General features: G+C 63.1%; 25 protein-coding genes and 1 tRNA gene. 14 read left to right on the top strand and 12 right to left on the bottom strand.

Annotation, left to right across the window (positions count from 1 at the left end):
* Positions 1 to 179 precede the first annotated feature (179 nt).
* Both ACF8GB_RS16095 and ACF8GB_RS16090 read right to left on the bottom strand, forming a co-directional pair.
* Complete coding sequence (locus ACF8GB_RS16095; RefSeq protein ID WP_196185207.1) at positions 180 to 638, bottom strand: protein YgfX; 459 nt, start codon at positions 636 to 638, stop codon at positions 180 to 182.
* The gene (locus tag ACF8GB_RS16090; RefSeq protein WP_058603186.1) at positions 622 to 876 is read right to left on the bottom strand and encodes a succinate dehydrogenase assembly factor 2; all 255 of its coding nucleotides are present in this window, start codon (positions 874 to 876) and stop codon (positions 622 to 624) included. The genes ACF8GB_RS16095 and ACF8GB_RS16090 overlap by 17 nt, the downstream gene beginning before the upstream one ends.
* Before the next feature lie 135 nt (positions 877 to 1,011).
* Here ACF8GB_RS16090 and ACF8GB_RS16085 point away from each other — a divergent pair, with 135 nt between their 5' ends.
* Together ACF8GB_RS16085 and ACF8GB_RS16080 are read left to right on the top strand one after the other, a co-directional pair.
* Positions 1,012 to 1,953, top strand: a complete 942-nt coding sequence (locus tag ACF8GB_RS16085) for a YgfZ/GcvT domain-containing protein (RefSeq protein WP_392527315.1) — start codon at positions 1,012 to 1,014, stop codon at positions 1,951 to 1,953.
* 56 nt (positions 1,954 to 2,009) lie between these two features.
* Positions 2,010 to 2,816: an HDOD domain-containing protein gene (locus ACF8GB_RS16080; protein ID WP_058603188.1), complete on the top strand. Its 807-nt coding sequence runs from the start codon at positions 2,010 to 2,012 to the stop codon at positions 2,814 to 2,816.
* Between the two features lie 44 nt (positions 2,817 to 2,860).
* On the opposite strand, the gene ACF8GB_RS16075 is transcribed toward ACF8GB_RS16080, so the two are convergent.
* Positions 2,861 to 4,240 carry a sensor histidine kinase gene (locus tag ACF8GB_RS16075; protein WP_058639953.1) on the bottom strand — a complete coding sequence of 460 codons (1,380 nt, stop codon included), beginning with the start codon at positions 4,238 to 4,240 and terminating at the stop codon, positions 2,861 to 2,863.
* Entirely contained in the window at positions 4,233 to 4,904 is a 672-nt protein-coding gene (locus ACF8GB_RS16070) for a response regulator (RefSeq protein WP_078478079.1), read from the bottom strand. Before ACF8GB_RS16070 ends, ACF8GB_RS16075 begins: the two co-directional genes overlap by 8 nt.
* 198 nt (positions 4,905 to 5,102) lie before the next feature.
* Here ACF8GB_RS16070 and ACF8GB_RS16065 point away from each other — a divergent pair, with 198 nt between their 5' ends.
* The 5 genes from ACF8GB_RS16065 (at position 5,103) to ACF8GB_RS16045 (ending at position 10,524) form a co-directional block, all read left to right on the top strand.
* Positions 5,103 to 6,392 (top strand): OprD family porin, encoded by a 1,290-nt coding sequence (locus tag ACF8GB_RS16065; RefSeq protein ID WP_145256055.1) that lies wholly within the window; start codon positions 5,103 to 5,105, stop codon positions 6,390 to 6,392.
* 32 nt (positions 6,393 to 6,424) lie between these two features.
* Positions 6,425 to 7,405 carry a tripartite tricarboxylate transporter substrate binding protein gene (locus tag ACF8GB_RS16060; protein ID WP_058603192.1) on the top strand — a complete coding sequence of 327 codons (981 nt, stop codon included), beginning with the start codon at positions 6,425 to 6,427 and terminating at the stop codon, positions 7,403 to 7,405.
* Positions 7,406 to 7,520: 115 nt separating this feature from the next.
* Positions 7,521 to 7,979, top strand: coding sequence for a tripartite tricarboxylate transporter TctB family protein (locus ACF8GB_RS16055; RefSeq protein ID WP_058603193.1), 459 nt, complete (start codon positions 7,521 to 7,523; stop codon positions 7,977 to 7,979).
* A gap of 3 nt (positions 7,980 to 7,982) precedes the next feature.
* Positions 7,983 to 9,497 (top strand): tripartite tricarboxylate transporter permease, encoded by a 1,515-nt coding sequence (locus ACF8GB_RS16050; RefSeq protein ID WP_023534356.1) that lies wholly within the window; start codon positions 7,983 to 7,985, stop codon positions 9,495 to 9,497.
* On the top strand, positions 9,490 to 10,524 hold the full coding sequence (locus ACF8GB_RS16045; RefSeq protein WP_392475718.1) for an AbrB family transcriptional regulator: 1,035 nt from the start codon (positions 9,490 to 9,492) through the stop codon (positions 10,522 to 10,524). Before ACF8GB_RS16050 ends, ACF8GB_RS16045 begins: the two co-directional genes overlap by 8 nt.
* A 29-nt stretch (positions 10,525 to 10,553) precedes the next feature.
* On the opposite strand, the gene ung is transcribed toward ACF8GB_RS16045, so the two are convergent.
* Positions 10,554 to 11,246 carry a uracil-DNA glycosylase gene (gene ung, locus ACF8GB_RS16040; RefSeq protein ID WP_392527314.1) on the bottom strand — a complete coding sequence of 231 codons (693 nt, stop codon included), beginning with the start codon at positions 11,244 to 11,246 and terminating at the stop codon, positions 10,554 to 10,556.
* A gap of 126 nt (positions 11,247 to 11,372) precedes the next feature.
* Here ung and ACF8GB_RS16035 point away from each other — a divergent pair, with 126 nt between their 5' ends.
* Entirely contained in the window at positions 11,373 to 12,479 is a 1,107-nt protein-coding gene (locus tag ACF8GB_RS16035) for an enoyl-CoA hydratase/isomerase family protein (protein WP_392527313.1), read from the top strand.
* A 33-nt stretch (positions 12,480 to 12,512) separates the two neighbouring features.
* On the opposite strand, the gene ACF8GB_RS16030 is transcribed toward ACF8GB_RS16035, so the two are convergent.
* On the bottom strand, positions 12,513 to 12,923 hold the full coding sequence (locus tag ACF8GB_RS16030) for a hypothetical protein (protein WP_058603198.1): 411 nt from the start codon (positions 12,921 to 12,923) through the stop codon (positions 12,513 to 12,515).
* A gap of 215 nt (positions 12,924 to 13,138) precedes the next feature.
* Between ACF8GB_RS16030 and ACF8GB_RS16025 the strand changes: the two genes are divergently transcribed.
* The 4 genes from ACF8GB_RS16025 (at position 13,139) to ACF8GB_RS16010 (ending at position 15,703) form a co-directional block, all read left to right on the top strand.
* Complete coding sequence (locus ACF8GB_RS16025) at positions 13,139 to 14,611, top strand: diguanylate cyclase domain-containing protein (protein WP_058603199.1); 1,473 nt, start codon at positions 13,139 to 13,141, stop codon at positions 14,609 to 14,611.
* A 1-nt stretch (position 14,612) separates the two neighbouring features.
* Complete coding sequence (locus ACF8GB_RS16020) at positions 14,613 to 14,837, top strand: cysteine-rich CWC family protein (RefSeq protein ID WP_058603200.1); 225 nt, start codon at positions 14,613 to 14,615, stop codon at positions 14,835 to 14,837.
* Positions 14,827 to 15,519, top strand: coding sequence for a pseudouridine synthase (locus ACF8GB_RS16015; protein ID WP_058637100.1), 693 nt, complete (start codon positions 14,827 to 14,829; stop codon positions 15,517 to 15,519). Before ACF8GB_RS16020 ends, ACF8GB_RS16015 begins: the two co-directional genes overlap by 11 nt.
* 110 nt (positions 15,520 to 15,629) lie before the next feature.
* Positions 15,630 to 15,703 (top strand) — tRNA-Gly (locus ACF8GB_RS16010).
* A gap of 48 nt (positions 15,704 to 15,751) precedes the next feature.
* Here the strand turns inward: ACF8GB_RS16010 and ACF8GB_RS16005 are convergent.
* Positions 15,752 to 16,186 (bottom strand): DNA methylase, encoded by a 435-nt coding sequence (locus ACF8GB_RS16005; protein ID WP_145256058.1) that lies wholly within the window; start codon positions 16,184 to 16,186, stop codon positions 15,752 to 15,754.
* Positions 16,183 to 16,407 carry a DUF2188 domain-containing protein gene (locus ACF8GB_RS16000; protein WP_078478074.1) on the bottom strand — a complete coding sequence of 75 codons (225 nt, stop codon included), beginning with the start codon at positions 16,405 to 16,407 and terminating at the stop codon, positions 16,183 to 16,185. The genes ACF8GB_RS16005 and ACF8GB_RS16000 overlap by 4 nt, the downstream gene beginning before the upstream one ends.
* A 251-nt stretch (positions 16,408 to 16,658) precedes the next feature.
* Here ACF8GB_RS16000 and ACF8GB_RS15995 point away from each other — a divergent pair, with 251 nt between their 5' ends.
* Positions 16,659 to 17,699 carry a DUF4917 family protein gene (locus tag ACF8GB_RS15995; RefSeq protein WP_392527311.1) on the top strand — a complete coding sequence of 347 codons (1,041 nt, stop codon included), beginning with the start codon at positions 16,659 to 16,661 and terminating at the stop codon, positions 17,697 to 17,699.
* Here the strand turns inward: ACF8GB_RS15995 and ACF8GB_RS15990 are convergent.
* The 4 genes from ACF8GB_RS15990 to ACF8GB_RS15975 form a co-directional block, all read right to left on the bottom strand.
* On the bottom strand, positions 17,683 to 18,189 hold the full coding sequence (locus ACF8GB_RS15990; RefSeq protein WP_392527310.1) for a helix-turn-helix transcriptional regulator: 507 nt from the start codon (positions 18,187 to 18,189) through the stop codon (positions 17,683 to 17,685). The genes ACF8GB_RS15995 and ACF8GB_RS15990 overlap by 17 nt on opposite strands.
* Positions 18,179 to 18,469, bottom strand: coding sequence for a hypothetical protein (locus ACF8GB_RS15985; protein ID WP_230382534.1), 291 nt, complete (start codon positions 18,467 to 18,469; stop codon positions 18,179 to 18,181). Before ACF8GB_RS15985 ends, ACF8GB_RS15990 begins: the two co-directional genes overlap by 11 nt.
* 166 nt (positions 18,470 to 18,635) lie before the next feature.
* Positions 18,636 to 19,841 (bottom strand): SAM-dependent methyltransferase, encoded by a 1,206-nt coding sequence (locus ACF8GB_RS15980; protein ID WP_196185200.1) that lies wholly within the window; start codon positions 19,839 to 19,841, stop codon positions 18,636 to 18,638.
* Positions 19,842 to 19,907: 66 nt separating this feature from the next.
* The gene (locus tag ACF8GB_RS15975) at positions 19,908 to 20,525 is read right to left on the bottom strand and encodes a hypothetical protein (RefSeq protein ID WP_392527308.1); all 618 of its coding nucleotides are present in this window, start codon (positions 20,523 to 20,525) and stop codon (positions 19,908 to 19,910) included.
* 185 nt (positions 20,526 to 20,710) lie between these two features.
* On the opposite strand from ACF8GB_RS15975, the gene bglX reads away from it, so the two are divergent.
* Entirely contained in the window at positions 20,711 to 23,002 is a 2,292-nt protein-coding gene (gene bglX, locus ACF8GB_RS15970) for a beta-glucosidase BglX (protein WP_392527307.1), read from the top strand.
* The last annotated feature ends 22 nt before the right edge of the window (positions 23,003 to 23,024 follow it).

The following is a 23,024-nucleotide window of genomic DNA, read 5'->3' as shown; positions in this document are numbered from 1 at the left end:
CGGGAGGACCGCGCTGCAGGCCCCATCCTGGGGCCCAGCGCTTGACAGGCATCCATGCCTGTCACCTCCCTCCGCAAGCCCTACGCTCGGCCTCCTGAAGTCGCGATCTGCGGCGCCTGGGCTACCGCGCGCTTAGAAGCGAGAGCGAGAGCGAGGAGACGCGGCGCTCGGCTCGGTCGTTAGGGCTGTATGGGCGCCACCCAGCGCCTGCGGCTGAACTTCAACCTTACCCGCAAACGCCGATGCTCATCTGTCCCAAGCGCATCCCTGGGCACACACTGGCTGCGCCCCCACCACGCCCCAACAGGGATGAATCTCAGCACCACGAGCGACGGCAACGCGATGCTGTCACGACACAGCCGTACCGGCTGCCACCCCCGAGCGCGGGAAAACACCCACCACCCGGCCCCATCACGGCGCAGCCCGGTGACAGCCTGAACATGGGTCAACAGAATACGACGCGGAATAGCCCAGGCCGCATGGCTAATGCACGCGGCGATCACCAGCAACACCAACCAGGACGGTAACGGGCTGACAAGCACGGCGAACCAGGCGAGTACCTGGCAGATCAGGTAGGCCGCCAGCAACAGGCGTGAGCCCTGCCAGCGGCATTCGAACCACTCACTTGGGTTGGACACGGTCCAGGATGATGCGAACCATGCGCTGCAACTCCGGGTCCTCGGACTCGGTACGCTCCATGAACCAGCCGAACATGTCCTGGTCCTCACAGCTCAGCAGCCGAACATACAACTGACGATCGGCTTCGTTGAGGGTGGGGTAGACCTCCTGGGTGAAAGGCACCAGCAGGACGTCCAGTTCCAGCATGCCTCGGCGGCTGTGCCAGAAAAGCCGGTTGAGTTCAGTTTGTTCGACCATGGGGCCCTCCTCGAGTGGCCCGCCAGTATACAGTCAGCCGCGCGAAGCGACAGCCAGCTGTTGGTCTAAGTCACCTACCTATTTTGTTACCGGCGTTCTATGATGGCCCCAGACTTTAAGCCACCGCGATGACCCATGGCCGATACCGCTTTCTTCTGCCCTCTGTCCCACGAAGGCATTCTCGCTGTCCGCGGCTCCGATGCAGGCAAGTTCCTGCAGGGCCAGCTGACCTGCAACATCAACTACCTCAGCCCCGAATACGCCAGCTTTGGCGCACGTTGCATGGTCAAGGGGCGCATGCAGTCCAGTTTCAGGATTCTGCCCGAAGGCAACGGTTACCTCCTGGCCATGGCCAGTGAACTGCTGGAGCCGCAACTGGCCGACCTGAAGAAGTACGCCGTATTCTCTAAGGCCACCCTGACCGACGAGAGCGCCGCCTGGGTGCGTTTCGGCCTGCACGACGGCCAGGCAGCGCTTGCGGCGCTGGGTTTGGAATTGGCACCTGAAGCCGGCAGCACTGCACGGCGAGAAGGGCTGATCGCTGTAACGGTCAGCACAGGTCGCGCTGAACTCTGGGCACCGGCGGAGCTGGCAGGCGAGGTGCGCAAGACCCTGGCCGGTACGTTGCCCGAAGGTGACCTCAACCCATGGCTGCTAGGGCAGATACGCGCCGGCATCGGCCAGGTGCTGGGCCCTACCCGCGAGCAGTTCATTCCGCAAATGATCAACCTGCAAGCCGTCGATGGTGTCAGCTTCAAGAAAGGGTGCTACACCGGCCAGGAAATCGTTGCGCGCATGCAGTACCTGGGCAAGCTCAAGCGTCGCATGTACCGCCTGGCCATCGATCAGCAAGCCCTGCCGGCAGCCGGGGAGCAGCTGTTCTCCCCCGTGCATGGCTCCTCGGTGGGCGACGTGGTGATGGCGGCCAGTACCGGCACTGGCTGTGAACTGCTCGCCGTGATCGCAGCCGATGCCGTGGAAGATGGCAACCTGCACTTGGGTCATCTCGAAGGCCCGCGCCTGCAGGTGCTGCCCCTGCCCTACGAACTGGACCGCGACAGGGAAATCCAGCGCTGACCAGCCCCGCCCTGCCACGACAGCGGGGCCGCTTCACCACCGCGGTAGACATGTCCATGAACAAGCTGGCCGAAATGGTCCAGGCGCAATTGCTGGATGCCATTGAAAAGGATGACCTGGTACTTCCGACTTTGCCTGAGGTTGCCTTGAGCATCCGCGAGGCTGCGGAAGACAGCGAGATCAGCGTGGCGGCCTTGAGCCGGGTGATCGGCCGCGATGCCGCCTTGTCGGCACGCCTGATCAAGGTGGTCAACAGCCCGCTGCTGCGAGCCACGGTCGAGGTTACCGAGCTGCACACGGCGATCACCCGCCTGGGCATCAACTACAGCTGCAACCTGGCCATCGGCCTGGTCATCGAGCAGATCTTCCATGCGCGCTCGCCTGCCGTGGAGCAGAAACTGCGCGAAATCTGGGCCAACAGCCTCGAAGTCGCGGGGATGAGCTACGAGTTGGCCCGGCGCTACACGCGGCTCAAGCCTGATCAGGCGGCACTGGGCGGCCTGGTCAACCAGATCGGCGCGCTGCCGGTACTGATCTACGCCGAGGAGCACAACGAACTGCTGTCCGATCCGGTCTGCCTGCACCATGTCATCGAACTGATCCAGCCCGTCCTGGGCGACAAGATACTCAAGGCCTGGGAGTTCCCCGAACAGCTGGTCAAGCTGCCTGGCCTGGTTCAGGACCTGGATCGGCAGACCGACCGCATCGACTACATCGATGTGGTCCAGATCGCTCGCTGTGTCAGCCAACGTGGTCGGGAAAGGCCGCTGGCAGCCTTGCCAGCCTACCGACACCTGGGCTTGCCCATGGGCAGCGAGCTGCACGCCGAGGACCTGCTCGAAGCCCGAAGCTTGTTGCGCTGAGGGCTTCACACTGTCTGGACGCCGGGTACTCCGGCCGCCTGCGCTCAGTCAGCGATGAAACTCACCCGCACGCGCAGCCCGCCGTTGTCACCATCATGCAGGCTGATCTGCGCCAGGTGAGCCCGGCAGATCTCTCCCACGATCGCAAGGCCCAACCCGCTGCCCTGGGCGCTACGGCGATAAAAACGCTCGAACACCCGCTCACGCTCGGCCTCTGGAATGCCGGGGCCGTCGTCTTCCACCTCGAGCACCGCAGGCGCGAGCACGCGCAGGATGACGTTGCCACCCTTGGGGGTGTGGGCCAGGGCATTGTCGACCAAGTTGCTCAACAGCTCGTTGAGCAACGTTGGCTCGCCCTTGAGCCATACCGGCGCCTGCGCCTCGAGGGCCAGCGCAACCCCGCGGTTGTGCGCCAACGGCGCCATGGCCATGCCCAGCTCGCGCGCCAGCTGGCTGAGGTCCAAGCGCTGGGCGCCCCCCTCGGCGATTGCGCGCGCGCCGTTTTCCACTCGTGCCAGTGAAAGCAACTGGTTGGCCAGGTGCGTCAATTTGTCGGTGCCCTGGGCCGCCGCTTCCAGCGTTTGATGCCACTGCTGCGGTTCACTGGCGCGCAAACCCAGCTCCACCCGCGCCTTGAGCGCCGCCAAGGGCGTACGCAGCTCGTGGGCAGCATCGGCGATGAACTGCGCCTGGCGCTCGAACTGTGCACGCAGACGTTCGGTGAAATGGTTGAGCGCCCCTACCAGTGGCCGCAGCTCAGGCTGCACCTGCACCACCGGCAACGGGCGCAGATCGTCCGGCTGGCGCTCTTCGACCGCTGTGCGCAGGCGCTCGAGCGGTCGCAGCGCCGCACTGACGGCGAACCACACCATCACCAAAGCGCCCAAGGCCAACATGCCCAGGCGCAGCAACGTATCGCCCATCAGGCCGCGAGCCATGCTCACCCGCGCCTCATCCGTTTCGGCCACGCGGATTTCCGCCATGCCGTTCATGTTCGGCTCGCTCACCGCTTTGAGCAGGCTGACCACTCGCACGTTCTGTCCCAGATACGTCGCGTCATAGAATCGCGCCAGGGCGGGATAGTCATCCGTGCGCGGGGTGCCAGGCGGCGGAGGCGGCAGCTTTTCATACCCTGAAATCAGCCGCTGGTTGATGTCCAGGACTTGGTAGTAGATGCGTCCAGCGCTGTCGTAGGCAAAGGTATCGAGCGCCACATAGGGCACATCTGCGCTCAACGAGCCGTCGCGTTGCGACAGGCCCGCGGCGATGGTGCGGGCGGACGCCAGCAGGGTTCGGTCGTAGGCGGTGTCCGCTGCCTCACGGCCGTTCCAGTAGGCACTGAGCCCACTGGCCAGCATCAGGACCACCAACAGCAACGCCAGATTGCCCAGCAGGCGCCCACGCAGACTGATGTTTTCACGCATCGCGATGCTCGAGCAGGTACCCCAGGCCGCGGAAGGTGACGATGGCCACCGGATGGCCATCGAGCTTCTTGCGCAGGCGATGGACGTAGATCTCGATGGCATCGGGGCTGGCGTCCTCGTCCAGGCCGAACACCTGGGCCGCCAACTGTTCCTTGCTCATCACCCGGCCCGGCCGGGCAATCAAGGCTTCGAGCACCCCCTGCTCGCGGGAGGTCAGGGACAACGGCGCTTCACCCAAGGTGAACCGCCGGGTATCGAGGTCATACACCAGCGGCCCGCAGCGCTGCTGGCGCTCGCCCCCCAGCACACTACGGCGCAGCAGCGCCTTGACCCGTGCCTCAAGCTCGGTCAACTCGAACGGCTTGGCCAGGTAATCGTCAGCCCCCAGGTTCAGGCCATGGACCCGATCCTTGACGTCGCTACGGGCGGTGAGCATCAGTACCGGCACGGTCTTGCCACGCCCGCGCAAGCGTGCCAGCACCTCGAAGCCATCCATACGCGGCAAGCCCACGTCGAGCACGGCCACGGCGTAGTCCTCACTGCCAAGCGCAAGGTCGGCAGCTACCCCGTCATGCAGCACATCCACCGTCAGGCCTAGACCTTTCAGGGCCTGGGCCACGCTGTCAGCCAATTGCAGATGGTCTTCTACCAGCAACACACGCATCGGATTGTCCCTGTTCGGTGGGGCGATGGCGCGGAGTGTACCCCGCCGCGGCGACCTGTGAAGCCGGCTCGACAAACCTTTCACGCTGAAAGGTTAGCGAAAGGTTCGTTACCTAGCATCGCACCACGGTCGCCCCGAGCGCCGAATAAAGCACCAGCAAGGTGCAATCGAATAAGAACAAGAAACGGAGCCACAACGATGCTGTCATTGCAGCCGCAGGCATTCGCACCTGCTCGTTCCTTTGCCGCACGCCCCAGCGCCATTGCCAGCGCCCTCGCGCTCGCCGGCGTCGCCCCGCTCAGTCAGGCCGCCTTCTTCGAAGACAGCACGGCCACCTTCGAAACCCGCAACATGTACTTCAATCGCGACTTTCGCGATGGCACCAGTGCGCAACAATCCAAGCGCGACGAATGGGCCCAGGGGTTCATGCTCAACCTCGAATCCGGTTATACCGAAGGCACCGTAGGCTTCGGCGTAGATGCGCTCGGCATGATGGGCATCAAGCTCGATTCAAGCCCAGACCGTACCGGCAGCGGCCTGCTGCCGACCCATGACAACGGCAAAGCTGCCGACGAGTACTCAAAGCTCGGCCTGACCGCCAAGGCCAAGATTTCCAAAACCGAACTCAAGATCGGCACGCTGATCCCTTCCCTGCCCACCCTGCGCCCAAACGATGGCCGCATTCTGCCGCAGACATTCGAAGGCGGGCTGCTCACCTCCAAGGAAATCAAGGGCCTGACCATCACCGGCGGGCGCCTGGACAAGGCCAAGGACCGTGACGACACCAACTGGGAAGACCTGGCACTGAACAACAAGAACGGCCGCTTCGGTGGCTCGTTCAGCGCAGACAACCTGTCCCTGGCCGGGCTGGACTACCAGTTCAACGACCGGCTGACCGGCAGCTACCACTTCGCCCAACTGGACGACATCTACCGCCAGCACTTCATCGGCCTGCTCGCCACCCAAGCCGTGGGCCCAGGCGCACTGGCCTTCGACCTGCGCCTGGCGCTGAGCGATGACGCAGGCGCTGCCAGGGCCGGCAGCATCGACAATACCACCTTCAACGGCATGGTCAGTTATGCCTTGGGCGGGCACAAGTTCAGCGCCGGCTGGCAGCAGCTGACCGGCGACAGCGCGTTCCCCTATGTCGATGGTGCCGACCCATACCTGGTCAATTTCGTCCAGATCAACGACTTCGCCAATGCCGACGAGCGCTCCTGGCAGGCCCGCTACGACTACAACTTTGCCGCACTCGGCGTGCCTGGCCTGACGTTCCTGACCCGCTACATCAGCGGCGACAACGTCAGCCGTGCCAGCGGTGGCGAGGGCAAGGAATGGGAACGCGATACCGAGCTGAAATACGTGGTGCAGAACGGCCCGCTCAAGAACGTGGCGGTGCGCCTGCGAAACGCGACCTTCCGCTCCAATTTCGCCCGTGACGCCGACGAAGTGCGGCTGCTGGTGAGCTACAGCGTCGCCCTGTGGTAACCCGATAACAACAACGCCTACGGAGATAGACCATGACCTTTTCACTGCGCCATATCGTACTGGCAACCGGTTGCCTACTACTGGCAGGCAATGCCCTGGCCGCCGAACCCAAACGCCCCGAGTGCATCGCCCCGGCCTCGCCTGGCGGTGGCTTCGACCTGACCTGCAAGCTGGTGCAAAGCGCCCTGGTGCAGGAGAAGATCCTGAGCAAGCCCATGCGCGTGACCTACATGCCGGGCGGTGTCGGCGCCGTGGCCTACAACGCCGTGGTGGCACAGCGCCCTGCCGATGCCGGGACCCTGGTGGCCTGGTCGAGCGGTTCGCTGCTGAACCTGGCCCAGGGCAAGTTTGGTCGCTTCGATGAAAATGCAGTGAAATGGCTGGCTGCCGTCGGCACCAGCTATGGCGCAATCGCGGTCAAGAGCGACTCGCCCTACAAAACCCTCGACGACCTGGTCGCTGCCCTGAAGAAAGACCCGAGCAAGGTGGTGATTGGCTCCGGTGGCACCGTAGGTAGCCAAGACTGGATGCAAACCGCCCTGATCGCCAAGGCAGCCGGCATCAACCCACGCGACCTGCGCTACGTGGCACTCGAAGGCGGCGGCGAAATTGCCACCGCACTGCTCGGTGGCCATATCCAGGTAGGCTCCACCGACATTTCCGACTCCATGCCGCACATCGAGAGCGGCAACATGCGCCTGCTGGCCGTGTTTTCGGAAAAGCGCCTGGACGACCCGGCCATGAAGGACATCCCCACTGCCAAGGAGCAGGGCTACGACATCGTCTGGCCTGTGGTGCGCGGCTTCTACCTCGGCCCGAAAGTGAGCGACGAAGACTACGCCTGGTGGAAAGCATCGTTCGACAAGATGCTGGCCTCCGAAGACTTCGCCAAGTTGCGTGACCAGCGCGAACTGTTCCCCTTCGCCATGACGGGTGAAGAGCTCGATGGCTACGTCAAGAAGCAAGTCGCTGACTACAAGATGCTGGCCAAGGAATTCGGCCTGGTCCAGTAATCCAGACCACTGGGCTTTCCTGGCGGGAGCAGGCAGACGCTGCCGTGCCTAGCCTGGGCCTTGGCCCAGGTTCACGGGTGTGCCGCTCCCATCGCTACTTACCGAGGATTCCTCCATGATCCTGCAACGCATCTTCGCCCTGATTCTGCTGGCCGTCTGCGCCGCCCTGGCCGTGATGGCCTGGCCTTATCAGGCGGCGTTTTCCTATGAGCCGGTAGGCCCACGTGCCTACCCGCTGCTGATGCTCGGCCTGATGAGCCTGGGCTTGCTGTACATGGCGATCCGCCCCACGCCGATCGTGCACAAGGACGACGAGCCGGCGCTGGACAAGGCGACCTTGACCAAGATCGCCGCCTGCATCGGCCTGCTGCTGATCTTCGCGGCCACCTTCGAATCCCTTGGCTTCATCCTCAGCGCCATCCTGGCCGGTGTGCCCATGGCGCGCCTGTATGGCGGTCGCTGGCTGCACAGCGCCATCGTCGTGGTCGGCATGAGCCTGTTCCTCTACTGGCTGTTCGACCGCGTCATGGACGTGCCCCTGCCCCTTGGCCTGCTGAGCGTACTGGAGAACTGACATATGGATACCTTGAGCTACCTGGGCCAGGGCTTCGGCGTCGCCCTGTCCCCTTACAATCTGGTCACGGCCCTGTCCGGCACGCTGATCGGTACCGTCGTCGGCCTGCTGCCGGGCCTGGGCCCGATCAATGGCGTGGCCCTGCTGATCCCCATCGCCTTCGCCCTGGGCTTGCCTCCGGAGTCGGCACTGATCCTGCTGGCTGCGGTGTACCTGGGCTGCGAGTACGGTGGGCGGATCAGCTCGATCCTGCTGAACATTCCGGGCGAAGCATCGACCGTGATGACCACCCTGGACGGCTACCCGATGGCCCGCCAGGGCCTGGCGGGCGTGGCCCTGTCCCTGTCGGCCTGGAGCTCGTTCATCGGCGCCTTCATCGCCACCTGCGGCATGGTGCTGTTCGCCCCGCTGCTGGCCAAGTGGGCAATCGCCTTCGGCCCGGCCGAGTACTTCGTGCTGATGGTGTTCGCCATCGTCGCCCTGGGCGGCATGGCCGGCGACAAGCCGCTCAAGACTTTCATCGCCGCCTTGATCGGCCTGTTCCTGTCGGCGGTGGGCATCGACGCCAACAGTGGCGTGTACCGCTTCACCGGTGACAGCGTGCACCTGGCCGACGGCATTCAGTTCGTCGTGCTGGTGCTGGGCCTGTTCTCGATCAGCGAAATTCTGTTGCTGCTGGAAAAGACCCACCACGGTCACCAGGCGGTCAAGGCCACCGGGCGCATGCTGTTTAACTTCAAGGAAGCGGCGTCGGTGTTCGCGGTGAACATTCGCTGCGGCCTGCTGGGCTTTGTGATGGGCGTGTTGCCAGGCGCAGGTGCCACACTGGCCAGTGCAGTGGCCTACATGACCGAAAAACGCATGGCCGGTGCCAGCGGCAAGTTCGGCAAGGGTGACGCCCGTGGCCTGGCGGCACCGGAAACCGCCATTGGCGCTTCCTGCTGTGGCGCCCTTGTGCCCATGCTGACCCTGGGCGTGCCCGGTTCAGGTACCACGGCGGTGATGATCGGCGCGCTGACGCTCTACAACATCACCCCAGGCCCGCTGCTGTTCGAACAGCAACCTGACATCGTCTGGGGCCTGATCGCGTCGCTGTTCATCGCCAACATCATGCTGGTGATCCTGAACATCCCGATGATCCGCATCTTCACCCGCATCCTGGCCGTGCCGAACTGGGCCCTGGTGCCGGTGATCGCCATCATCACCGGGATCGGTGTCTATGCCGTGCATGCCACCACTTTCGACCTGTTCCTGATGGTCGGCATCGGCATCATGGGCTACATCCTGCGCAAGCTGGACTTCCCGCTTTCGCCGATTCTGCTGGGCTTCATCCTGGGTGGCCTGATGGAGCAGAACCTGCGCCGGGCATTGTCAATTTCCAACGGCGAGTTAGGCATTCTCTGGTCGAGCCCGATCAGCATGGGTGTCTGGGCACTGGTAGCGCTCATGCTCGCACTGCCTATGGTGCGCATCTGGCGCAAGCGTAGCCTGCAGCGCCGGGCCATGGCCGATGCCTGATCGTGGGTTGCCGCTGTACTGGGCAACTGGGCTGGTCGGCCTTGCTGGCGGTTTCGCCGCCAGCAAGGTCGGCTGGCCTTTGCCGTGGATGGTCGGCTCGTTGCTGGCGATCATCGCGGTACGTTGCCTGAGCCCTTGGCAGCTGCCAGAAATACCCAATGGCCGGCGCTGCGGGCAATGCATCATTGGCCTTGGCATCGGCTTGCACTTCACGCCCCAGGTCATCGAGCAAGTGGGCAGTCACTTCGCCTTGATCTTCTTCGGCGCTTTGTTCACTACCGTTTCGAGCGTGCTTGGGGTGTGGTTGCTGCGCCGCTCGGGTGAGGACCGCGCCACTGCGTTCTTTGCCAGCATGCCAGGCGGTTCCGGTGAAATGGTCAACCTGGGTGCGCGCAATGGCGCGGTATTGAGCCAGGTAGCCGCAGCCCAAAGCCTGCGCGTGCTGGCGGTGGTGCTGTGCGTGCCGGCGCTGTTCAAGCTGCTGTTGGGCGATGGCGTAGCGCTCAACCACACCGGCAGCGTCAGCTGGGCCTGGCTGGCCCTCATCGCACCGCTGGGCGTGGCAGCTGGCTGGCTCTGGCAGCGGCTGCAGCAACCCAACCCATGGCTGTTCGGGCCGCTGCTGGTGGCAGCCACCGTCAGCCTTGCCGGCAACTTGCAGATCGCCCTGCCCAATGGCGCCAGTCAGATCGGCCAATGGCTGATCGGCAGCGGTCTGGCCTGCCATTTCAACCGTGCATTCTTCCGCCGCGCGCCGGCATTTCTGGGGCGCACGCTGGTGGCCACAGCCTTGAGCATGGCCCTGGCTGGCGCTGCCGCCTGGGGCTTGAGCCTGCTCACAGCTTTGGATCTGCGCTCACTGACGCTGGGCATGATGCCCGGCGGCATCGCTGAAATGAGCCTGACGGCCGAAACGCTGCAACTGTCGGTGCCGCTGGTGACTGCTTTGCAAGTGATGCGCCTGCTCTTCGTGCTGTTCCTGGCCGAGCCCTTGTTCCGTTACTGGATGAGCAAGCGGCCCGCATGACCTGTCGGGGCCTGACGGCCCCGTCTGGCTCACAGCGGTGGCAACGCCCAGTTGATGGGTGCCAGCCCGCGCTGCTCGAGAAAGCCGTTGGCACGGCTGAAATGCCCACAGCCAAGAAACCCACGGTACGCCGACAACGGCGAGGGGTGCACCGACTTGAGCACCAGGTGCTTGGTGCCGTCGATCAGCTTCTGTTTGCTCTGCGCATGAGCCCCCCACAGCAGAAACACCACATGCTCACACTGCTCGCTGACCACCTCGATGATACGGTCGGTGAAGAATTCCCAGCCTTTCTTGGCATGGGAGGCCGCGTTGCCGCGCTCCACGGTCATGGTGGTGTTGAGCAGCAACACGCCCTGCTCGGCCCAGCTTTGCAGGTAGCCATGGTTGGGGATGGGAATGTTCAGGTCGCGGTACAGCTCCTTGTAGATGTTCACCAGCGACGGCGGCGTGGGCACGCCAGGCTGCACCGAGAAGCACAGGCCATGGGCCTGCCCTGGGCCGTGGTAGGGGTCCTGGCCGAGAATCACCACCTTGACCTGATCCAGGGGGGTGGAGTTGAGTGCATTGAAGATCAGCGGACCAGGTGGGTAGATCTGTTTGCCGGCGGCATATTCACCGCGCAGGAACTCGCGCAACTGCTGCATGTAGGGCTGCTCGAACTCGGCACGCAAGGCGGCTTTCCAACTGGGCTCGAGTTTGATGCGATCGTCGTCAGTCATGGGGGCTTCCGTAAACAATGGGGCGACACTAGGGGTGACACCGACGCTTGTCAAACGATCCGACCAGTGCCCGGCGGGATCGACCAGGCAGGCCATACTTGAGCGGTGACCTGAATGAGGTAAGCCATGAGCATTCGTTGCCAAGTACTGACAGGCGCCGATGGCGCTCGCCTGGGCATCGCTACCCTTGATGCGCCAAGGGCGCTCAATGCCCTCGACCTGCCAATGATAGAGACGCTGGCCGAGCAGTTGCACAGCTGGGCGCAAGACCCGGACATCGCCTGTGTGCTGCTGCGTGGCAATGGCGCCAAGGCATTCTGCGCCGGGGGCGACGTGCGAGCGCTGGCCCAGGCGTGCCGCGAGCAGCCTGGCAGCGTGCCACCGCTGGCTGCATCGTTCTTCGCCGCCGAATATCGCCTGGACCATGCCTTGCACACCTACCCCAAGCCACTGCTGTGCTGGGGCCATGGCCATGTGCTGGGCGGCGGCATGGGTTTGCTCCAAGGCGCCAATGTACGCATCGTGACCCCCAGCAGCGCACTGGCCATGCCTGAGATCAGCATTGGTCTGTACCCCGACGTGGGGGCCAGCTGGTTCCTGGCCCGCTTGCCGGGCAAGCTGGGGTTGTTCCTGGGGCTCACAGGTGCGCCTATCAATGCGCACGATGCACTGGACTTGGGGTTGGCTGACCGTTTCATGGGCGAAGACCGACAAGCGGCGTTGATCGACGAACTGCTGCAGATGAACTGGCAGGAGCAGACCGCGTTGCAACTCAACAGCCTGCTCAGGGCTGAGGCGCATTGCGCCCGCCAGGCACTGCCGGCGGCCCAGTGGTTGCCACGCCGCGCGCTCATCGACGCGCTGCTCGATGTCACCTGCGCGGGCGCTGCCTGGCGGGCAGTGGCGAGCCTGCGCCAGCACGACGACCCGCTGCTGTCGGCAGCCGCCGAGCGCATGCTGGGCGGCTGTCCGCTGACGGCTCATCTGGTGTGGGAGCAAATTCAGCGGGCCCGACACCTGTCACTGGCGCAGGCGTTGCAGATGGAATACGCCATAAGCCTGAACTGCTGTCGTCATCCGGAGTTCAGCGAAGGGGTGCGTGCCCGCCTGCTGGACAAGGATCACCAACCGCGCTGGCACTGGCCGGATGTGGACCACGTGCCCGCAGCCGTGGTGCAGGCACACTTCCAAGCGCCGTGGGAAGGCCATCATCCGCTGGCGGACCTGCACTAGCGGCGCGTCGGGCGCAGGGCGCTCATCACCTGATCAATGGCCTCGCCCACGCCTGTCACCCCAGCCGCCTTGATGCCGACCTCCATCCTGGAAGCGCGGGCCATCGTTGCGGTAGTCGTGTCGATCGCGGTCGCGCCTGTAGTCCCAGCGCTGGCGATGACCGTAATCGTAGCGCGGGTTGCCGTGCCAGCGGCGCACATCGGGCGGCGGCAACGGTCGGTAGCCGGGCGGCGCATGGTAACGAGGCACCGGTTGATAGTAGTAGCGCGGTTGTGGTGGCACCGGATAACGATCGTACCGGTAGTAGCCGGGCGCATAGCCGGGCGAAACATATCGGTCGGTAACGTAATAGTCGGAGCGGTAGTAGGTCGACCGACCAGCGTAGGGCGCACAGGCGCCAAGCGTCAGCCCGAGCAGGGCCACAAGCAGAATTCGATAGGACATAGGCGGCCTCCCGGACCGCTGAGGTGCCCGTGCAGCGAACGCTGCCGAGCGTCGATGCACGACACGTTGATCGACATGGAATAGGACAGGCGCCAACCCGTGCAGTGCCATACTGGTAATAATTTGATACAGCTGCGGCTTCTGGACAAAATCTTGCAGTCATTTAAAGCCCGGAACACTAGAATGTGCGGCCCGGCACACATCATGGGAAGATCATGCCTTCACGCTCCGCTCCGTCATCGCAGCGTTCGTTAATCGCCGCCCTGCTGATGCTGCTGGCCTGCGGTTTCCTCGCCACGTCGCTGCTGAGCTACTTCTCATCGCGCAGTGCCATACGTGACGGCATCATCAATACCGAATTGCCGCTGACCTCCGACACGGTTTATTCGGAAATCCAGAAAGACCTGATCCGCCCTGTTCTGATCGCCTCGATGATGGCCCAGGACACCTTCCTGCGGGACTGGGTGCTGGCCGGTGAGCAGGATGCCCAGCGCATGACCCGCTACCTGGGCGAGGTAACGGGCAAGCAGGGCATCTTCACGTCCTTTTTCGTCTCCGAACACACGCTGACCTACTACCAGGCCAAGGGCGTGCTCAAGCAGGTCCAGCCACAGGCCTGGCGCGATGCCTGGTACTTCCGCCTGCGCGACCAGGCGGCACCTTACGAGATCAATGTAGACCTGGACATGGCCAACCAGGACAACCTGACCGTGTTCATCAACTACAAGGTGCACGACTACCAGGATCGCTTCATCGGCGCGGCAGGGGTGGGGCTGAGCGTTTCCACCGTGGTCAGGATGATCGACCAGTACCAACACCGCTATCAGCGATCCGTGGTCTTCGTCGACGCCCAGGGCAAGGTGTTGATGACAGGCTCAGGCGGTGGCCCGCAGGGCCTGCGCGTCGGCCAGTCGCTGGTCGACAGCCCGGACCTGGGCGGCGTTCTGGCACGCCAGCCGGTGCCTGGCGAAGGCAGTCATGAATACCGCGACCTTGAAGGCCACAGCCATTTTCTGAACGTGCGCCACTTGCCGGAACTGGATTGGTACCTGCTGGTGGACAAACGCGAGACCGGGGCGCTGGACCGGATCCGTCATTCGCTGTACCTGAACCTGGCGATCTGCGCCATGATCACCCTTGTGGTGGTAGCCCTGGTGCATGCGATGGTGCGCCGCCACCAGGCCAGCACCGAAGCCCTGGCCACGCTCGACAGCCTGACCGGGCTGCCCAATCGGCGCAGCTTCGACCTGCTGGCCGCCCAGGCGCTGCGCGAGGCCCAGCGTGACAACAGTCCGCTGGTGGCGTTGCTGATCGACCTGGACCACTTCAAAGCCCTCAACGACACCTATGGTCACCTGGCAGGCGACGAAGTGCTGCGCCAATTTGCCAATGTCCTGCAAGGCAGCATTCGCCAGTCCGATATACTCTGCCGCTGGGGAGGCGAGGAGTTCATCGTGCTGCTGCGTGAGGCCGATGCCCGCCAGGCGAACGAGGCTGCCGAAAAGATCCGGCGCCGCGCCGAGCAACTGACCTTCAGTTACGAGGACCAGCCCCTGCGCCTGACCACCAGCATCGGGGTGAGTCATCTGCAGCCAGGCGATACCTTGCACACCCTACTGACCCGCGCCGACGGCGCCCTCTATCGTGCCAAACAGGCTGGCCGCAACCGTGTCTGCAGTGAAACCTGAAATGAACGACGATCAACGTTGCCCCGCCTGCGGTGCCCTCAACCGGTGCACCCTGGCCGATCCTGCGCAGGCCACCCAGGCTTGCTGGTGCTACAACGTGCGCATCGACCCGGCGGTATTGCAGGCCTTGCCTGCCGAACTGCGCGACCGTGCCTGCCTGTGCCCAAGCTGCGCAGGCGTCGAGGCCCAATTGGCATCGCCCGCAGGTGACGACCATGCGCCTTGATCGTTTTCTTGCCAACCTACCGACCTGCAACCGCCAGCAAGCGCGCCTGATGCTGGCTCAACGTCGCGTGCGGCTCGATGGCCAAGTGGCCAGCGACCCGCTAACGGAAGTACGGGCGTTCAGCCGGGTCGAGCTGGACGATGAGGTGCTGCAGGCGGGCCTCCCGCCACGCTACCTGATGCTGCACAAGCCGCCCGGTTGCGTCAGCGCCACCCACGATCCCCAGCATCCAACCGTCATGGACTTGCTGCCCGACGCGCTCGCGCAGGGCCTGCATATCGCCGGGCGCCTGGACTTCAATACCACCGGGCTGATGATCCTGACCAACGACGGGCAGTGGTCCCGGCGCCTGACCCAGCCGGCCACCAAGCTGCCCAAGCATTACCTGGTCGAAACCCAGGACGAAATCGGCGAGCACTATGTGGCCCGGTTTCAGGAGGGGTTTCACTTTGCTTTCGAAAACCTGACGACCCAACCGGCCGACCTGCAGATCCTCGGGCCGCGCCTGGCCCGGCTCGCCATCGTCGAAGGGCGCTACCACCAGGTCAAACGCATGTTCGGGTTCTATGACAACAAGGTGGTCAAGCTGCACCGGGAGCGCATGGGCGCGATCGCGCTGGACATGAACCTGCCGCCGGGGGCATACCGAGAACTCACGCTCGAGGAAATCGCTGCCGTATAGGTGAGCCTTGTGACGTAGGGAAAAGGCGCAGGAGCGCGGAGGGAAAAGACATTTTTTATAACGCGGGCTTCTAATTTGCCGAACGTTCTGGTAAAAAGTGCAGCTCAGATGCGGGTATAGTTTAGTGGCAAAACGAAAGCTTCCCAAGCTTTAGTTGAGGGTTCGATTCCCTCTACCCGCTCCATCTTCAAGCCAGCGTTCACATGGCTTACGCTTCCTCTACCGCCCATCCTCACTGCACACGTTGATGCTGCAGTACCACCGCCGCTTCCCGCATAAAAATCTCGAGCGTCTTGGGCCCCACGCCTTCAAATCCCAGCAGCCATGTATTGGCGTGCGCCATGTCCACCGCCGCATTGAGCAACACCTCATCCATTTCCGCTTCAAGCCCACTGCCCAAGCGATGCAGCCGCCGGGCCGTGGATTCGTCGTAGCGGGCGTAACCGGCCTGACCCAGAAGCTTCACCAGCGTGTGATGCGGGCACCTCGCCAGCTTGCCTGGGGTGTCCAGGCCATGGGTATCGACCAGCAGCCGGTAGGCCTGGATCGCGACACTGGCACGAATGCGCTTGCCGATCAGAAAGCTGGCAAGCAACCACTTATAGAGGCCGCGCCCATGGCACTGGTGTATGTCGATGCCAAGCAGCGCGGCGCTGACCAGTATCAACCCTTGGTGCGCCGCGGGTCAGCGGAGCGAGGGTAGGTGCGCTCTTGCTCGATGGTGCCATCGGCCTTGTGAATCTTCACCGAGGCTGTCTTGCCCTCGAAGAATGTGGCCAGCGACCCCACCAGTTCTTGCTTGGTCGCGCTGTGCTTTGAAGCGCGCGCAGCACCTGCCTTCTTCAGTTCCCACCCGTCATTGGCAGGGCTTACATGATAGGTGTCCATGACAGATCTCCTGTTCAGGTAAAGACATGACGATCTACGTGTCGGTGTGGCCGGTGCTGGCTAGGCGCTGCCCCGTGGCCACTCAAGACCTTGGAGGGATTCAAGTCCGCTCGTGTTCACTTTCAATCCCCTGCAGTTGCCGTCAAGCTCACCGATGCAGCCTGCAACGCGCTGCCAGCACTGGCGCGGCGCACTCATGGCCTAGGCTTGACGTGGTAAAGTCTGCCGGATCCCGCTTTACGGACTCCAGCATGCCCGCACTAGACGCCACTCTTCTCCCCTGGTCAGACCTTGCCGACCAGTACCCCTGTGAAACCCTCATGGTCGGTAACGGCGCAAGCCGGGCCTTCTGGAAGCCGTTCGGGTATTTCTCGCTGTACGAGGAGGCGCAACGGGCCGGGCGTAAGAAGGGCTTGGCCATCAGCGATCAGGCCTTGTTCAAGTCATTGAGCTCCGAGCTGTTCGAACCAGTGCTGACCGCCCTCAACACCACGGTGCGTACCAACGCTGCGCTGGCCATCAACTCGACCGCGCCGCTGAACCGCTATTACTCCATCAAGGAGGCGCTGATCCACGCCGTGCGCACCGTGCACATGCCTTGGTCGGCAATGCCCGAAGCCGCCCTGAGCACCCTCAACCAGGCCCTGCGCGGCTACCGCAACGTCTATACCAGCAACTATGACCTGCTGCTGGTCTGGGCCGTGCAGCACGATCCGAAGGGCTTTGCCGAACTGTTCGACGAGCAGGGTTTTTTCGACGTGCGCCGAACGGCGGGTCAAGGCACGCGGGTGCTGCACCTGCACGGTGGCATGCACCTGCTCAAGCTGCCTGACGGCACTACCCGGCAACGCAGTGCCAGCAGCGTTGAAATGCTCGAAGGGTTCGCCGTGAATGTGCCAGGTGAAGTGCCGCTGTTCGTCAACGAAGAGCGCAGCGACGAAAAGCTGCGTGCCATCCGTAGTTCGGACTACCTGAGCTGGAGCCTGGGCCAGTTGGCCAGTGAACACCGGGGCATGTGCCTGTTCGGTCAGCACCTGGACAGCAACGACCGGCACCTGCTCGACGCCATCCGCTCAGCCCGGCCCAGCCACCTGGCGATTGCCATACGCCCTTTGGGAGAGGCATCGGTCATCAACCAGAAGCGTCATTTCACCAGCCGCTTCGAAGACATGCCGGACACGGCCCTGCACTTCTTCGACGCCCAGACGCATCCGCTGGCGATAGCAAGCGCACTACTAGGTACACCAGTCGCACAAGCGGATAGTCGCCATTTGCTTACGAAGCAGGCTTAACAGCGCCGAATACGCGCTCATAGGCCGTGCAGATGTTGATGACCATCGCGCTATGGGCAAGCTCGACCACGTTTTGCCTAACAGGGCATGTACCTCGCTTCTGGAGCCAGGCAAGGATGTCTGCAAGATGCCATAGGCATGTTCTGCCATGGTGCACGGGAGGGGGGAAGTCAATTGAATGCACGAGCATCAACTTGCGCATGTTCTGACGGGATACCCCTATCAATTCTGCAACATCCGTCAGTCCAACGAGGTCGGGAGTCGCTTCGATGAGGTTGGCCGTGGGTACTGCCCGCTGCACGTCAAACAAGGCACTTCGTATTGCGTCGTCAGCAGAGCTGGCCTCACGAACGAATGAGAGCGCCAGCCTTCCCGGTTGGCCAATCCCCACCAACGCATCGTCACACCCATGCGATACCAAACGCTCAAGAAGACCATCAATGTCGTGACGGTCACTTACCTGAAATTTGAGAGTAAATTCATAGTTCATGGAGGTGTTCCGTATCAAGGTCCATATCGCCGGATACTGCCTTTTCGATCACACAATTGTTGACCACGCGTTTGATCTGGCGGGCAAAATTGCCGGGGTTTTTTGGCGTACTCCAGATGCTGACGATACAGAATTCACTGCACCTGCAATTTGCACTGTTCCATGGACAATAGAGCTTTCCCCAACAATGCCCTCCCCCTTCAATGACTTTCCAGCCTCTAGACTGGGCGTATCGTAAAGCTGACTCGATTTCCTTATTGGGATGGGTTGGGCGCGGCATCGACTTCCTCGATTCTGGCACAGAGACTTCGGTTGTCAACTGACAACCCTGATGCAATCTGCCTCAGCGTAATCGCAGAACGACGGCTTGATGGATAACGGACGCTAATTCAGAACTATCCTACGGCCCCCAAGACATCTTCCCAGGCTGTATTCGCGCTTGAATGTCAAAGCAACCCATCCGCCCGCAGCAACGTTTCAAGACAATGCGCCTTCACCCCATAGAACGCCTTGAGCTGTTCTATCTTCTCCAGCAAGGCTGACTGATCCGCTGGCTGGCGCCGTTTGACGGCCAGGATCATCTTGTTCTTGTTGGTGTGCTCCAGGGATATGAACTCGAACACCTTGGTCTCGTAGCCGCAGGCCTCCAGGTACAGTGCACGCAGGCTGTCGGTGAGCATTTCGGCCTGCTGGCCCAGGTGCAGGCCATATTGCAGCATCGGTTGCAGCAGGCCCGGGCTGTGCAGCTGCGGGCGGATCTGCTTGTGGCAGCACGGTGAGCACATGATGATTGCCGCGTTGCAGCGGATACCGGTATGGATGGCGTAGTCGGTCGCCACGTCGCAGGCGTGCAGCGCGATCATTACCTCGATGGCATCGGGCACCACGCTGCGCACATCGCCGCACTGAAACTCCAGCCCTGGGTGTTCGAGCCGCGCGGCGGCGGCGTTGCACAGCTCGACCATGTCCTGGCGCAGCTCAACGCCCGTTACCTGGGCATCGCGGCCCAGCGTATTGCGCAGGTAATCGTGCATGGCGAAGGTCAGATAACCCTTGCCCGAGCCGAAGTCGGCCACCCGCAGGCGTTGCTCGCTCGACAAGGGGGCATTGGCCAGGGCGTGGTCGAAGACCTCGATGAACTTGTTGATCTGCTTCCACTTGCGCGACATCGACGGGATCAGTGCGCCCTGGGCGTCCGTTACGCCAAGGTCACGCAGAAACGGTCGGGCAATGTCCAGGTAGCGCTTTTTCTCGCGGTCATGCCCGTTGCTGCCAACGGTTTCCCGGGGCGCCTGGGCGCCATGGCGCTGCAGCATGGGCTTGCCCTTCTTGCTGAAGGTCAGTTGCAGCTCACCCTCTGCATCGAACAGGTGGGCATTGCGAAAGCCTTCTGGCAACAGTTCGGCGATGCACTGCAGAGCATCATCGAGCGGCAGGTTGCGGGTGATGTCGCGGGTCTGGTGGCGGTAGACCAGGGACAGGTTCGCCTGCCCCTTGACCAGCAAGGGCTTGGCGATGATGCGTTGCAGGGTCGGGTCGGTGCCGACAGGCCGCGCCAGTACCAGCTTGACCACGGTGTTGCCCTGCAGGCCGGTGCGAAGCAGGTCGAGAAACTGGACGCGCGCATCCGGTGAAGTAGAAAGGGCAGACATGGGCAAACGGTACCTCCAATAGCGGGGGCCGTATTCTACACCCCCGCACAGTCGGCCAGGGTTGCGTTAGTCGAGGATTACCAGCGGCTGGGGCAGATGCCTGCACGCAAGTGCGCGTGGCGCCTGCTGGCCAAGGCGATGGCCGCACGCCTCGACGCACTCGATCATGCCCTGCAGCGCTTGCCCCTGGCGAACCTGGCTGGCCAGACGGTCAGTGAGCGTAACGCGCAGCGCCTCGTCAAGGCAAAGCGCGGCCTGCTTGTCCATCAGCAGCTGTGCGTACTGCTCGGCCTCGCTGACGAAGATCATTACGCATCCGGCGCCTGTAAAGGCCCGAGCGCCGAGGTCGAGAAACTGACGAGTGGCAAGGCGCGACGCTCGCCAGCGGCGCCAAGCCCGCGGTACGGTCCATGGTTCCAGGCGCGGGCTGCGCAACAGCACGCAGAGGCCTACGAACAGCAGTACATTGGCAACGATCAGGCCGCGCACGCTGGGCCAGCCCAGCACCGCGTGCAGCACGCCTGGCAGCGCCAGCGCCAGCACGGCGGACCAGAATAGTGGGAAATAGGCGTAATCATCGGCGCGGCGGGCGAGCACTGCCAGCAACGCGACATCCGTGCGCCGGCCAACACCGGCCATGGCTTCAGCGAGCTGACGCTGCTGGTAGGGTTCAAGCGGAGTCATGCCGTGTTCTCGTGAGCGTTCTTATAGTTGTTTTCCCGGTGTACGGGGCTTCGTCAGCACGCGGCCGATTCAGGCATAATCCGCCGCAGGAAGATCTGCGTGCAAATCGTACAACAACAGCCGCCCGAAAACCTCGCCCATGCGTGTGTCACCGTTGACCATGCATCGGCCCCCTTACGGAATTCATGATGAAACTGTCTCTGCTGGGCCTGGCCATGGGCCTCGTCAGCCAGGCGGCTGTCGCCGCCACTTCCGCGCCGCCGCTCGAGAACAAACAGGCATTCATCGACCATCTGATCAGCCAGATGACCGAGGCCGAAAAAATCGGGCAGTTGCGCCTGATCAGCATCAGCCCTGAAATGCCCCGGGAGAAGATCCGCGAGGAGATCGCCGCCGGACGCATCGGCGGCACCTTCAACTCGCGCACGGCACCGGAAAACCGGCCGATGCAGGACGCGGCCATGCGCAGCCGGCTGAAGATCCCGATGTTTTTCGCTTATGACACGGTACATGGCGAGCGCACCATATTTCCCATCGGCCTGGGCATGGCCGCCACCTGGGACATGGACGCCGTCGCCAAGGTCGGCCGCACAGCGGCCATCGAAGCGGCTGCCGACGCACTGGACATGACCTTTGCGCCGATGGTCGACATCGCCCGGGATCCGCGCTGGGGTCGCACCAGTGAGGGCTTTGGCGAAGACACGTACCTGACCGCGAAAATCGGCCAGGTAATGGTCCGCGCGTTCCAGGGCAGCAGCCCGGCCAACCCGGACAGCATCATGGCCATCGTCAAGCATTTCGCCCTTTACGGCGCAGTGGAAGGCGGGCGTGACTACAACACGGTCGATATGAGCCTGCCGAAGATGTACAACGATTACCTGCCGCCCTACCGCGCCGCGATCGATGCCGGCGCCGGTGGTGTGATGGTTGCGCTGAACTCGATCAACGGCGTGCCGGCCACCTCCAACACCTGGCTGATGAACGACGTGCTGCGCAAGGAGTGGGGCTTCAAGGGCGTGACCATCAGCGATCATGGCGCCATCCAGGAGCTGATCCGCCATGGCGTGGCGCGCGACGGTCGCGAGGCGGCCAAGCTGGCGATCAAGGCAGGCATCGACATGAGCATGAACGACACCTTGTACGGCGAGGAGCTACCAGGGTTGCTCAAGGCGGGCGACGTGAGCCAGGCAGAGCTGGATCAGGCCGTGCGCGAAGTGCTGGGCGCCAAATACGACATGGGCCTGTTCAAGAACCCCTACGTGCGCATCGGCGCGGCGCAGAACGACCTCAAGGACTACTACGGCGAGGACCGCCTGCACCGCGACGCTGCGCGCGACGTGGCGCGCCGCAGCCTGGTGCTGCTGGAAAACCGCAGGCAGACGCTGCCGCTCAGTAAAGATGCCACCATCGCCCTGGTCGGTCCCCTTGCCGACGCACCGATCGACATGATGGGCAGCTGGGCAGCAGACGGGCGCCCCACCCACTCGGTCACGGTGCGCGAAGGGCTGCGCCGCGCCATCGAGGGCAAGGGCAAGCTGGTCTACGCCAAGGGCTCCAACGTCACCGGTGACAAGGCCATTCTCGACTACCTGAACTTCCTCAACTTCGATGCGCCGGAAATCGTCGACGACCCTCGCCCACCTGCGGTGCTCATCGACGAAGCGGTCAAGGCCGCGCAGCAGGCGGACGTGGTCGTGGCGGTGATCGGCGAATCGCGCGGCATGTCCCATGAATCTTCCAGCCGCACCACGCTGCAGGTACCGGCCAACCAGCGTGCACTGATCGAGGCCTTGAAGGCCACCGGCAAGCCGCTGGTGCTGGTGCTGATGAATGGCCGGCCGCTGTCCATCGGCTGGGAGCGCGAGCAGGCCGATGCCCTGCTCGAAACCTGGTTCGCCGGTACCGAAGGTGGCAACGCCATTGCCGACGTGCTGTTCGGCGACTACAACCCCTCCGGCAAGCTACCGATCACCTTCCCACGCTCGGTCGGGCAGATTCCGATGTACTACAACCACACCCGTATTGGCCGTCCGTTCACACCTGGCAAACCCGGCAACTACACCTCCCAGTACTTCGAAGAACCCAACGGGCCGCTGTATCCCTTCGGTTACGGCCTGAGCTACAGCACGTTCGAACTGTCGGGGCTCGCGCTTTCTGGCAACAAGCTCAAGCGCGGGGACACGTTGCAAGCCAGCATCGTGGTGCGCAATACCGGCAAGGTGGCCGGCGAGACGGTGGTGCAGTTGTACGTGCAGGATGTGTCCGCCTCGATGAGCCGCCCGGTCAAGGAGCTGAAGAACTTCCAGAAGCTCATGCTCAAGCCCGGCGAAACACGGACCGTGACCTTCAGCATTAGCGAAGAAGACCTGAAGTTCTACAATGGCCAGCTGCAGCGCGTTGCCGAGCCCGGGGCGTTCAACGTCCAGGTGGGCCTGGACTCCGACGCGGTGCAACAGCAGGGCTTCGAACTGCTGTAAGTGTCGATCCTTGACGGCCTTT

It is taken from the genome of Pseudomonas sp. xss_4, assembly GCF_043104125.1.
GTDB classification, from domain to species: domain Bacteria; phylum Pseudomonadota; class Gammaproteobacteria; order Pseudomonadales; family Pseudomonadaceae; genus Aquipseudomonas; species Aquipseudomonas parafulva_B.
Note: the sequence above shows the minus strand (reverse complement) of the source record. Positions and strands in the feature narration are given on the sequence as shown.